The organism is Neobacillus niacini (assembly GCF_023715785.1).
Taxonomy (GTDB): Bacteria; Bacillota; Bacilli; order Bacillales; family Cytobacillaceae; genus Neobacillus; species Neobacillus niacini_E.
Map to the genome: position 1 here is coordinate 58,263 of NZ_JAMBOX010000016.1, position 13,207 is coordinate 71,469.

A 13,207-nucleotide genomic window follows, 5' to 3' on the forward strand; every position below is an offset into this window, starting at 1 on the left:
ATTGTTTTTAAAATTTCTAGTACGTCGCTTATTATATGTAATCCCAATGATATTCATTACAACCCTCATCGTGTTCTCTTTTATTTTACTGATCCCAGGGGACCCTGTTTTGGCGTTGCTTGGTGAAAATGCGACTCCGGAAAAAGTGGACCAATTGCGGCAGCAGTTGGGTCTTGATCAACCGATTATTATGCAGTATTTCGAATGGTTGAAAAATGCTCTCCAAGGTGATTTGGGCCGTTCCATTTTCACGGGACAATTCGTTCATGAGGCGGTGATCAGCCGTTTCGCTGTTACATTTCAATTGGTTGTCACTGCGATGATCATTTCCGTTTTGGGTGGCATGTTTTTCGCCATTATGTCTATCTATTATCCGAATAGCTGGATTGACTATGTATCGCGCTTTTTTGGAACGATTGGCATGTCGATGCCTAACTTTTGGCTTGCTATGCTGCTTGTTTTATTCTTTAGCTTGAAGCTTGAATGGGTACCGGCGACTGGATTTACGAGTATTAATGAAAACCCCGTAAACTTTATCAAAGGAATTTTGTTGCCGGCTCTTTCACTTGGGGCGGTTGGAACTGCACAGATTACAAGACACTTACGCTCATCATTAATAGAGGTAATGAGTGCGGATTATTTGCGGACTGCCTACTCCAAAGGTGTTGAGCGCTGGAGAGCGATTTTCAAACACGGGCTGCAAAATGCCATGCTGCCAGTTGTTACGACAATTGGTATTTTATTCGGAAACTTATTAGGTGCAACCGTTGTTATCGAAACGATATTCGCCATACCTGGCATGGGTCAGCTTGCAGTAAATTCCATTTTGCAACGAGACTTCACGATGCTTCAGGGGGTCGTTCTCGTCATGATTATCATGGTGATAATTATCAACTTTATTACTGATCTAGTGTACGCCATCTTGGATCCTCGGATTGAATATTAGGGAAGGAGCAGGGAAAATGAGTTTTGGAACAATTTTTAAACGTTTAATGGCAGAACGTCTTGCATTTTTTAGCTTCATTTTTTTAATGGTGCTTGTCATTATTTCAATCACTGCTCCTTTCATCGTGCCTCACGATCCGTTGAAACAGGACTTGATGAAAGTCATGCTTAGCCCTAGCAGCCAACACTGGTTAGGTACAGATGAACTCGGACGTGATATTTTCAGCCGATTGTTAATGGGGACAAAGGCGGCCATCCAAGCAGGGTTGGTTGCGATATTAATTCCGCTCTGTATAGGTGTTCCGATGGGAATTTTGTCAGGCTATTTAGGCGGGATCGTTGATGATATTTTGATGCGGATTGTTGACGGTATTATCGCCATTCCTGCTATTTTGCTCGCGCTTGGGATTACAGGTGCTCTGGGTATTAGTTTATGGAACGCCATGATTGCCATCGGCATCGTTTTCACACCGCAATTCGCAAGGCTTGCAAGGGGACAAACATTGCAAATCCGTTCAGAGCCTTATGTTGAAGCAGCAAAAATCTCAGGTGCTGGCGCAGGCTTGATCATGCTAAAACATATTATCCCGAACATCACTCCTCCAATCGTTGTACAAGCATCATTTAATTTAAGCTATGCGATTCTGGTTGAAGCTTCTCTTAGTTTCCTTGGAATGGGAGCAAAGTCTCCGCAGATTAGTTGGGGAAATATGATTCAACAAGCCTACAGTATGATTAACATGAATGCGTGGATGATTATTTATCCTGGTCTGGCTATTATGCTGACGGTATTGGCTGGCAATTTCCTCGGAGATGGACTTCGTGCAGCGCTTGATCCAAAGTATAAAAAAGCTTAATAAAGGGAGGTCGAAAGCATGAGTTCGAAAGAAGCGCCATTACTTGAGGTGAAAAATCTACAAACCTTCATTCCAACACCGAAAGGCGAAATCAAACCTGTTAACGGTGTTTCATTCTCTATCAATAAAGGGGAAATTGTCGCATTAGTGGGCGAGTCGGGAAGCGGAAAAAGCGTTTCCTCCCTCTCAATCATGGGACTCAACGCTAGTGCGATTCAATATAAACCAGAAAGCAGCATTTACTTCAAAGATAAAGATTTATTGAGATTAAAAGAAAAGGAAATGAGGAAAATTCGCGGCAACGAAATAGCTATGATTTTCCAGGATCCAATGTTTTCCCTTAATCCTGTCCATACCATTGGCAAACAAATTGCCGAATCAATCGTTTTGCATAAAAAAGTGAAATATAAAGAAGCCCTTGAAACAGCACTCGATTTATTAAATAAAGTCGGTATCCCCGATGCAAAGCGGCGCCTCAATGACTACCCACATCAAATGTCCGGTGGAATGAGGCAAAGAGTAATGATTGCAATGGCACTTGCTTGTGATCCACAGCTCCTTATTGCCGATGAACCGACTACGGCACTTGATGTGACGATTCAGGCACAAATTTTAAACCTATTGCGCAAGTTACAGAGGGAAACGGGCATTTCCATTCTCCTAATTACGCATGACCTCGGTGTTGTAGCCGAAATGGCTGATCGCGTCTTAGTCATGTATTGCGGAAAGATTGTCGAAGAAGGAACGGTAGATGACATCTTTGAAAATGCTCTTCACCCGTATACAAAAGGATTAATGGCCAGCGTACCTGAGTTATACGGCCCTTCTAAAGAGAAATTAGACACCATTCCCGGTGTTGTTCCGAACCCACTTGAGTTGCCAACAGGTTGCAATTTCGTGACACGATGCAGCTACGCAACAAAAAAATGCAGTCAAACTGCACCAACATTGCTTCAACATCCTTCAGGGAACAGGGTTTCTTGTTGGAATCCGTTTGGAAAGGAAGGGGAGACTGCACAATATGAAACAGCAGCCACTAGTATCACTTAAAGACATTAAAAAGTACTATCCTGTTGGAAGCGGACTTTTTGGGAAGAAGGATCATTTTGTGAAAGCCGTTGATGGTGTAAGCCTTGACATTTATCCTGGAGAAACCGTTGGTTTGGTTGGTGAATCAGGCTGTGGGAAATCGACGACAGGCAGAATGGTCGTAGGACTGACAGATCCGACAGGTGGCGAAATCTATTTTGAAGGAAAAAAATTAAGTGAGTATAGAGCTAAAAAATCTTTAGGCAAGAACTTACAGATGATTTTTCAAGATCCGTACTCGTCGCTCAATCCGAGGATGACGGTTGCAGATATTATTGCTGAACCGTTAGTCCTGCATAAAGAAGGTACCGCAAAAGAACGAAGGAAAAGGGTAGACGAACTACTAGAGAGAGTCGGGCTTCATTCCTACCATGGCAGCCGCTATCCAATTGAATTCTCAGGGGGACAAAGACAAAGGATTGGCATCGCAAGAGCACTAGCTTTACAGCCTAAGCTCATTGTGTGTGATGAACCAGTCTCAGCTCTTGACGTATCCATTCAAGCCCAAATCTTAAATCTATTAAAAGAAATTCAAAAAGATATGGGCTTATCCTATCTCTTTATTGCTCATGGTATTCAAGCCGTTAAACATATTAGCGACAAAATTGCGGTCATGTATCTTGGGAAAATTATTGAATTTTCAAATAAGGAAGAATTGTTTGAGAATCCGCGTCATCCGTATACAAAAGCATTGTTGTCAGCCGTTCCTCATCCAAATCCGAAAATGCGGGACCGCGAAAGAATTATTTTACAAGGTGACTTGCCAAGCCCTGCAAATCCTCCAGCAGGCTGCAGCTTCCATACACGCTGTCCAGTGGCAATGGAACAATGCAGGAGTATTGATCCGAAATTACTGCCTACTTCTGAACAAAGTCTGACAGCGTGTTTATTATTCGAGGCAAAAGTAGCGAATTAGAATAGGAAATGAATGGGGGAATGTACGATGATGAATACACAATTAACTATAGATTCACTATTGGAAAGAGCGGAGAAATACTTCCCGAAAAAACATGTTGTATCAAGAACATCCTCTGGAATTACGCGCTTGACCTATGCAGAAATCGGAAAGCGGACGAGAAGTTTATCAAGTGCACTCGAGAAGCTTGGAGTCGAACGCAGGGACAGGGTTGGAACTCTGGCATGGAATGACCATCGCCATTTAGAAGCCTATTTTGCTATTCCGAGTATGGGCGCCGTTTTGCATACGATCAACATCAGGCTTTCACTAGAACACTTAACTTACATTATACAAAATGCGGAAGACAAAGTGTTGCTAATTGATGAAGGACTTGTCCCGCTGATTGAAAAGATTAAAGACGATATACCGTCAGTAAGGGCGTTCGTTATTTTAACCGACAAAATTCAACTGCCTGAAACGACACTTGAACCTGCATACCACTATGAAACGCTTGTTTCTGAAGGGAATGAAAATTACGAATATCCGACAGACATAGATGAGAATGAATCTGCAGGAATGTGTTACACATCAGCAACGACAGGGAATCCGAAAGGCGTTCTTTACACGCATCGCAGCATTGTACTTCATAGTTTGACAGTCGGTTTAGCAGACACATTGGCATTGTCTGAATCTGACGTTGCGATGCCCGTTGTTCCAATGTTTCATGTCAATGCGTGGGGTATACCATTTTCCGCCGCTTGGTTCGGAACAACACAGGTGCTTCCCGGTCCCAATTTCACACCGAAAGTACTTGCTGAATTGATTGATAGTGAACGAGTAACGATAACGGCAGGAGTGCCGACCATCTGGCTCGGTCTACTAAATGAACTCGAGTCAGGAAATTATGACACACAAAGTTTGCGTGCAATCGTATGTGGCGGTTCAGCAGCTCCGAAAGGTCTGATTCGCAAGTATGAAGAAAAATACAACATTCCGTTCATTCATGCATATGGGATGACGGAAACCAGTCCAGTAGTGACGGTATCCCGATTAAAAAGCTATCAGCAAGATTTGTCCTATGAAGAAAAGCTCGAAATTCGTTCAAAACAAGGTATACTCGTTCCAGGATTAAAAGCAAAAATCATCAATGACCGGGGAGAAGTGAAGCGAGACGGCAAAGATATGGGAGAATTGCTTCTTCGCGGTCCATGGATTACTGACAGTTATTTCAAAGAACCTGAAAAAACAGCTGAGGCGGTTAAGGAAGGCTGGCTGCATACAGGTGATATTGCAACGATTGATGAAGAAGGATTTATTAAGCTTGTCGACCGGACGAAGGACCTTGTGAAAAGCGGGGGGGAGTGGATTTCTTCCGTTGACCTTGAAAACGCGCTTATGGCTCATGAAGCTGTTTTTGAAGCAGCCGTTATTGCTGTTCCACATCCCCGGTGGCAAGAACGTCCAGTTGCTGTTGTCGTTTTAAAAGAGGATGCAAAAGATAAAGTGACAAAAGATGATTTGCTTGCCTTTTTGGCACCGCAGTTTGCAAATTGGTGGCTTCCGGATGATGTGATTTTTATGAAAGAACTCCCGAAAACATCTGTCGGCAAATTTTTAAAACGTAAATTGCGCGACCAACTCCAAGACCGATTCGTTGAATTAAAATAATATAAAGAATATTCTTTCTTAGATGAGGGGGAAGAATTGTGATCCCCTCATTCATTTGTTTTACGTAAATGTAAGATTTCGAGTCATAATTATTAATAGAAGGAAAAAAGGTCGATTTATCAAATTACTAGTGAGAGCTAAAAAAATTTGCAACTATGAGAGGAATGAATGGAAGATGCCACAATCAGTTTCAGTAGCAGCACAAACCAAAAAAAGATACGGAATTGCTTTTACTCTATTTATCTTGTATTTAGTTGCCTATGTCGACAGGTCCAATATTACCATCCTTTTAGCAGACAAGCCTTTTACCGATGCCTTGGGCATTACGGGTGATTTCGCTGCCCAAGGGTTGTTAATGACGTTTTTTCTACTTCCATATGGTTTGGCTAACTTTGTTACTGGAGCAATTTCAGATAAGCTAGGGGCCAGGGTTATCCTTATTTTCTCCTGTATTTCCTGGGCTGTCATTATGATTTTTATGGGATTTACTTCTGCGTTTATCCTTATGCTTGTTTTTCGTGCAATTTTAGGATTTGCTGAATCCCCGCTTACTCCGACGACAGACCGACTGATCATGCGCTGGTTTCCGTCTTCAGAAAGAAACTTCGCTAACGCAATCTGGCTGGTTGGGCTTACGTTAGCTCCTGTCATTACCCTTCCATTATTAGGACAAATGACAGCTTCTCTAGGCTGGCAGGCTAATTTCTTTGTTTTTGGGATTCTCGGCTTGATTATTCCGATTGTCCTCATTTATCGCTATGTGTATGATAAACCTTCTGACCATCCATCCATAAGCAAATGGGAATTACAGCATATTGGGGAAGGATTAGAGGAAAAAAGCGATGCACAGGCTGAAAATAAACCTTCTGTTTGGAAACGCCATGATTACTGGTTTTTAGTTGTTGGCAACTGTCTTGGCAATGGGTTTATCTGGGGCCTCATTGCGTGGCTTCCAACTTATCTAACAAAAGAATTAGAAATTAGTTTTGTCAAAAGTAGCTTCTTGTCAGCATTACCCTGGATCTGCAGCGTTATTCTTATGCTGACGGTAAGTCCGCTGGCAGACCGTTTAAAAAATCGAAATTGGATATTAATTGCGGTTCTTACTATAGCCTCTATTTTAATGTATGTAGTCACATTATTTCAAAATAGTACCCTCATCATTACGCTGCTCTCTTTAGCCACAGGAATCGTGTACATTGGTGCATTTGTAGGACATTCTGCACTGCAGAGGGTGGCGAATAGTTGGAATATCGCTACAGCTGGTGGAGTATTTAACGGAGTAGGATATATTTGGGCTGCCATTGTCCCGTTAGTTATCGGCTTTATTGTAGATGCAACAGGTTCCTTTACAAGCGGGTTTCTCTTCCTTGTTGGCACTGGATTACTAGGAGCCATTGCCTATATTCCTGTTTATCTACAAGAATTAAAGGATAATAAACAAGTAATTTCTAAGGAACTTAATCATGTGAGTTAGAAACTTTATGGATTAACTCTTGATCAAAATTATTTTGGATTGTAAACAATATTCTATAGATTATACATATGGTTAATTCAAAGTAGAAACCGGAATTTTGTCCTTTGGCCTCTTCTGAAGCTGGGGATATTTTTTCGCTCAAAGCCAAGGATTCTGCACTTAAATAGCTCTCCTATTTTTTTACAGCATCGAAAAAGGTTTGGCCCGCGTCCTGTGGGCTATTATCATGGAAAGATACAGAAGAGGTTTCTGAACAAATAGATCTTTTTGTTAATTAAATTGTTAAAAGATAATGATGATGTCTTAGGCTATTTACATTTTAGATAAATAGGACTTAAATGAGGGGATTCCAGTATGTATGATTTTGCGATAATCGGCGGAGGAATTGTAGGGCTTTCAACTGGTATGGCTATTTATCAACGGTTTCCAAATGCAAAAGTGGTTGTTATTGAGAAGGAAGCAGCTGTTGCCCAGCATCAAACAGGTCATAATAGCGGGGTCATACATTCAGGGATCTATTATAAACCTGGGAGTTATAAAGCACGTTTTGCCAGACACGGAAGTCAGTCCATGAGAGAATTCTGCCAGGTGCATGGCATTGAATACGATATATGCGGGAAAGTGATCGTAGCCACAAAAGAGGAAGAAATTCCGTTGCTAGAAAATTTATATAGACGCGGTTTGGACAATGGTTTAAGTGTACAAAGAATTGGAAAAGAGGAATTAAAGGAGATTGAACCACATGTAAATGGTTTTGGAGCGGTCCGTGTTCCTATGGCTGGGATTGTCAATTACCGTCAAGTAAGTGAAAAATTTGCTGAAATTATTAAAGTAAATGGCGGAGAAATTCAATTAAATACTAAGGTAGAAAAAATACATGAAAAAGCAGACCATGTGACCATTGAAACCAACCGTGGGACCATCAAGGCAAATATGATTATCAACTGTGCCGGGTTACATAGTGACCGTATCGCAGCTGTGACTGGCTACCAAACAGACATGAAAATCATCCCATTTCGTGGAGAATATTATAAATTAAAACCGGAAAAACAGTATTTAGTAAAAAACCTAATCTACCCTGTGCCAAATCCTAATTTTCCTTTTTTGGGTGTTCATTTTACCCGGATGATTGATGGAGAAGTAGATGCGGGTCCAAATGCTGTATTAAGCTTTAAGCGGGAAGGCTACAAAAAAACAGATTTCAATGTGAAAGATCTTTCGGAGGTTTTAAGTTATAGCGGCTTCTGGAAGCTTGCAGGAAAGTATTTGAAAGAGGGAATGGAGGAATATGTCCGTTCGTTTAGCAAAAAACAATTTACAAAGAGTCTCCAGGAACTAATTCCGGAGATAAAGAAAGATGATTTAATCCCTGCGCCTGCAGGCGTCCGCGCCCAAGCATTGAAGTATGATGGAAATATGGTAGACGACTTTTATATTATTGAAGGAAAACGTTCCATCCATGTTTGTAATGCACCATCGCCTGCGGCAACAGCATCAATCGAAATTGGCAAAGAAGTAGTTAGGCGAATTCCTAAACAGACAAAATTAATAGAAACAGCACGTATTATATAACCCTTTAAAAGGCAATATCATTTGCCTCCCCTTTAAAGATCGTATATTGTTAGACTGGACATTTGGCTGCGTGTTCACTCTTTAATTTTGTAAATAATTCTACACGGTCGGGAGGTCCACAGGCCCACCCGACTTTAGTCGACCCTTCCTCACATTCGGTTATGGGCATCCATCAATCAAAAACGATACGATACCGTCCTCTTAAACATATTGGTATTTAGTAGGTAGTGCCAGTTCCTAATCCTCTAAAATCCAATATGTTTTTGCCAGCCTAAAGCGACCGAAAGTTGACGGTATTGCCAGTCCACAATTGTCAAGAATACTGTCCTGATAAGTTCCATTACAGTGCGGATTTGCTATATAGATGTCAACGCTAAGCTGAAATAACAGTTTCGATAAATAAGGGTAGGCAGTATTTAACAATTAAGACTTATGGTTTATAGAAGGGAATCAATTAAATATGTCTCATCCTTGATTTTGATGGAACGCCTATTTCCTTGGGTCGCTTTCATTACCGTAAGCGTCAATATGTCTATTTACTGCTTCTAGCTTATTTTCAGTTTTTGTTCCTTGAAAAGTATGTTTTCCTTCCACTTTTTTAAGCGGCTCGTTAAGCACTTTGAATTTTCCTTCTATGTACTGAAATATCGTATAAAGACCAATTACAAAGATACTTGATTGAATAAGAGCCCCAAGCACTCTACCTAACTAATTCTTTTCTTTTTATTCCGTGACAACCAAAGCTGTAAAACTTAGTAAACTATTACCTTGATCATGTCGGTCAATAACAGGGAAATTAATATTTTTCACACCATGAATAGTCATTGTGCATAATTAGTTTTCATGTTTTTAACTATCAGGTTACATTTAGTTGAATTTTGATTGGAAACCTGGGGACAGTTCTTTTGGGTCTGCAAGTAGCCATTATCTTGCGGCCTAGAAAAAAATGACGGAGGGCATGGAGGGTGAAAAATAATGTTCGCCATACAATTATAGTGTTATATGGTTTTTTTTGTATCAATTACCCCTTGGAGGATTTAGTTCAAAAGAAGATGTGCCGGAGATAGACTGGTAAACATTATATATAATGATTTTTACGTATGAAACAGTATGGCAAAAGGGGCAGTGGGTTTGCCTATCTAAGAGTTTACGACAAAAATGAAGCAATAGGGAATGAAGGTATTAAATTAGATACAGTACGTATTTAGTTGACGGGGAAGCTAAAGGGAGTAACGGGCTTCCCCTTTCTATCGGTCAATATTTCCGTCAGATCCAGGACAAATGATACCGTCAATTTCATGCCAAAATAGAACGTCAGCAAAAGCTTCCGTCCTATTTCATTTATAAATAATAATTATATTTTCACCTCGCATTCTGCTTCAGAACCCGACAGGACATTGATAATGTTCCTGGCTGTAATAAAACCAACCTCGACTAATGCTTCTTCCGAATATCCGGCGATGTGTGGAGTGGCAATGAAATTGTCTAACTCTAACAGTCTATTTTTTCCTAAAGGTTCCGATTGAAATACGTCCAGGGCAGCTCCTTTGATTTTATGAGAATAAAGCGCATCAAACAGGGCATTTTCATCTACAATGCCGCCCCGTGCTGTATTGATTAAAAATGCCCCTTTTTTCATTTGTGCAAATTCATTTTTTCCAATCAGAGATGCGGTTTTATTACTTAAATCTGTATGGATTGTAATAATGTCAGAGGATTCTAAGATTTCTTTAAAAGAGACATACTTGGCTATATTTAATTCCTCTAAGGTGTGGTCTGGATAGAGATCAAAGGCAAGGATTTTCATGTTAAACCCTGCTGCTCTCCGAATCACTTCTTTTCCAATTTTCCCGGTTCCAATTACTCCGAGGGTTTTACCGTAAATATCGTTTCCGATTATACTTTGCCAGTTTCCGCTCTTTACTAATTTACTAGATTGATCAATCTTGCGAGAAATTGAAATCATGAGTCCGAAAACAAAATCAGCTACTGCGTGACGGTTTGCTCCTGGGGCATTTGCAACTACTATTCCTTTTTTTTGTGCAGCAATAATGTCAATATTATCAACACCTGCACCATGCTTTGCAATGACCTTCAAATTTGGAGCATGGGAAAGGACCTCATCAGTTATATGTTCAAAACCGACAATTAATCCATGCGCATTTCTTAGTTCTTCTTTGAATTCAGTTGCAAAACCGGGATTTTGGTTTGACAAAAAAATGATTTCACAATGGTTATTCCTTAGTAAATCAAGTGGTTCCTTTGAATATTTCCCAAAAGTGGGGGAGGTAGAAATGATTTTATACATTACGGTTCACTCCAATTTATAATATGGAAAATGCCCAATTAGTTGTATCAATTTCTTATTTGGTAGAAACCGTCATCCCAGCTATTAAACATCGCAATCCTGATTCACCCACTTCTGCAAAATTAAATCCACCTTTTAGTAAGCACCAATCAAGATAAATACCTTTATAATACTGTAGGATTAGAAATGTCAATTCATCGGAGCTTAAGTCCTGTCGAAAAGTATTATTTGCTAGGCCTTCCTCCACTATTTCCTTCACAATTTTATTAATGGTTCTATTTTCATTCATGACAAATGGTGTTTTTTCATTATGGGATAGTTGATTTAAGAGAACAATGGTTAGTATTTCAGGACCTAACTGTTCTAAATGCTTGATCCCTTTTGTTAAAACATAGATTAACTTTTCCTCAGGGGATGGGCTGCCCTTAATTTCCTCAAGGAAATTTTCATATAATACATCCACACTTTTATAGTACTCAATAAAAACTTCATCCTTGGATTTAAAATAAGTATAAAATGATCCTTTTGAAGTTCCTGCGCTGGTAGTGATATCTTCGATTAATACATTTTCGAACCCTTTTTCCTTAAAGAGTTTTAGAGCAGATTCAAAAATAGCTTTTTTTGTTTCAAGCGCTTTCAATTGACGAGAATTCAATTTTTTGGACATTTTTTTCCCCCATTCCCCATTTTAATTTTTATTTACCTACGAACGTAGAACGCCGACTTGAACGTATATAGATTAATAGGCGGCATCCTAATTTTAGTAATTTAAGTGACTTACCAATGATTTTACATGAAGGTGTAAATTTAATCAACCAAGGTCAATGACCCGAGTCAATTAAAATGTTAAAAATATTTATATTTTACAAAAGTAAAATATTTTCCGGAAACAGGTATTTATAGTTACATCACTTCTCTTCCGAAAAAATCTGCATTTTATATATTTATATTATTATAATAATGAAACACTCAATTCTAAAAATATAAAATTTTCTGCATTGACTGATAAATAGTACGGGGATATACTTGGGTTATTAATTGAATCGAGTCAATGACCGGATTCAATAAAACAGCGGAGATTATTCATACATAGAAGTCCATCGCATGATTTTTTATTAGAGGGAAAGGAGAAATGTATGGGAAAGACAATTGTTGAAAAGATCCTATCAAAAAACCTTGGTCGTTCCGTTAGTGCCGGAGATGAAGCGCTGTTTTCACCTGATATTATTACAGCCTATGATTATCCAGGATATATCGACAAATATGAAGAACAGTTAAGAGAATTAGGTATTAAAAGAGTGACCAACAGAGAAAAGTATATTTTTTTTATTGATCATTTTGTTCCGGCCTCTTCTGCAAAAGAGCAGGAATTGCATCAAGGAACAAGGCGGTTTGCAAGAGAAAATGGAATCAAACTAGTAGAGGGGAAGGGGATTGGTCATCAGGTCATTATGGAAATGGGATATGCACGTCCGAATCATTTCATTGTTCATTTTGATGGCCATATTAGTACCGTCGGTGCCTTGGGCAGTCTGGGTATCGGTATTAGAAACAGTATGATTGAAGCCATTGCCACTGAACAAGTATCCTTGGTTGTTCCTGGTACGGTACGAATTGAACTTGAAGGGAGTCTCTCACCAGGAGTCACTGCAAGAGACGTTTTTCACACAATTGTTCGCCAGATCGGACCGGCTGGTGCAAGAGCTTGCATAATTGAATATGGAGGAAAAGGACTAAAATCCCTGGATCTTGATGAACGGATGACTCTATGTAACCAAGCCATGTTCCTTGGAGGCGTCTCCTCTATAATGGAAACAGATGAAAGGGTTTACAGCTTCTTCAAAGAAAGAAGACTTGATGGATATGAAGAAGTTGGTCCCGATCCTGATGCACATTATGAAAAAATCATTCATCTTAACCTCACTGAAGTGGAGCCAGTTATTGTTGTTCCGCCATCGCCTGCCAATACGGTTTCAATCACCGATGTATTGGGAACTCCTATCCACTCTGGTTATATAGGTTCATGTGCAAGTGGTAGAGTGAAAGATTTTGAGCAGGCTGCTTCTATTTTAAGAGGCAGAAAAGTAATAGATGGATTTCGATTAAATGCGGTGCCTACCTCTACAGAAATTCAAGCAAAGATTTCAGAAATGGGCATTACAGCTCAATTAATTGAAGCGGGTGCCTTGGTTAGCTTTCCAAGTTGTGACTTTTGTGTCGGTCGTTTAGGTGCTTTAGCTGATGGCGAATCGGCTTTATCAACGGGAACTCTTAATATTCCCGGAAGAATGGGCAGTACAAAAGCAAATATTTATACTGCCAGCGCCTACACCATCGCAGCATCAGCCATTTATGGAAAAATCACAGATCCAAGGGAATTTTTCTGAAATCAG

At 39.8% G+C, this 13,207-nt stretch carries 10 protein-coding genes; 8 read left to right on the forward strand and 2 right to left on the reverse strand.

The genetic code is table 11. The features are described from left to right. The first annotated feature begins 1 nt into the window (after window position 1). From M3234_RS22910 to lhgO, 7 genes are all read left to right on the forward strand, one after another. Window positions 2-946 carry an ABC transporter permease gene (locus M3234_RS22910; protein ID WP_262306936.1) on the forward strand — a complete coding sequence of 315 codons (945 nt, stop codon included), beginning with the start codon at window positions 2-4 and terminating at the stop codon, window positions 944-946. A gap of 16 nt (window positions 947-962) precedes the next feature. Then, complete coding sequence (locus tag M3234_RS22915) at window positions 963-1,802, forward strand: ABC transporter permease (protein ID WP_262306937.1); 840 nt, start codon at window positions 963-965, stop codon at window positions 1,800-1,802. Window positions 1,803-1,820: 18 nt separating this feature from the next. After that, window positions 1,821-2,852, forward strand: coding sequence for an ABC transporter ATP-binding protein (locus tag M3234_RS22920; protein ID WP_262306938.1), 1,032 nt, complete (start codon window positions 1,821-1,823; stop codon window positions 2,850-2,852). Next, window positions 2,824-3,807: an ABC transporter ATP-binding protein gene (locus tag M3234_RS22925; protein WP_262306939.1), complete on the forward strand. Its 984-nt coding sequence runs from the start codon at window positions 2,824-2,826 to the stop codon at window positions 3,805-3,807. Before M3234_RS22920 ends, M3234_RS22925 begins: the two co-directional genes overlap by 29 nt. Before the next feature lie 27 nt (window positions 3,808-3,834). After that, window positions 3,835-5,457 carry a long-chain fatty acid--CoA ligase gene (locus M3234_RS22930; protein ID WP_262306940.1) on the forward strand — a complete coding sequence of 541 codons (1,623 nt, stop codon included), beginning with the start codon at window positions 3,835-3,837 and terminating at the stop codon, window positions 5,455-5,457. 175 nt (window positions 5,458-5,632) lie between these two features. Further along, complete coding sequence (locus M3234_RS22935) at window positions 5,633-6,934, forward strand: MFS transporter (RefSeq protein ID WP_262306941.1); 1,302 nt, start codon at window positions 5,633-5,635, stop codon at window positions 6,932-6,934. Window positions 6,935-7,288: 354 nt separating this feature from the next. Further along, window positions 7,289-8,506 (forward strand): L-2-hydroxyglutarate oxidase, encoded by a 1,218-nt coding sequence (lhgO, locus tag M3234_RS22940; RefSeq protein ID WP_262306942.1) that lies wholly within the window; start codon window positions 7,289-7,291, stop codon window positions 8,504-8,506. Between the two features lie 1,354 nt (window positions 8,507-9,860). Here the strand turns inward: lhgO and M3234_RS22945 are convergent. Next, window positions 9,861-10,814, reverse strand: coding sequence for a phosphoglycerate dehydrogenase (locus tag M3234_RS22945; RefSeq protein ID WP_262306943.1), 954 nt, complete (start codon window positions 10,812-10,814; stop codon window positions 9,861-9,863). Between the two features lie 55 nt (window positions 10,815-10,869). Continuing rightward, window positions 10,870-11,481: a TetR/AcrR family transcriptional regulator gene (locus M3234_RS22950; protein ID WP_262306944.1), complete on the reverse strand. Its 612-nt coding sequence runs from the start codon at window positions 11,479-11,481 to the stop codon at window positions 10,870-10,872. A 469-nt stretch (window positions 11,482-11,950) separates the two neighbouring features. On the opposite strand from M3234_RS22950, the gene M3234_RS22955 reads away from it, so the two are divergent. Beyond that, window positions 11,951-13,201 (forward strand): 3-isopropylmalate dehydratase large subunit, encoded by a 1,251-nt coding sequence (locus tag M3234_RS22955; protein ID WP_262306945.1) that lies wholly within the window; start codon window positions 11,951-11,953, stop codon window positions 13,199-13,201. The last annotated feature ends 6 nt before the right edge of the window (window positions 13,202-13,207 follow it).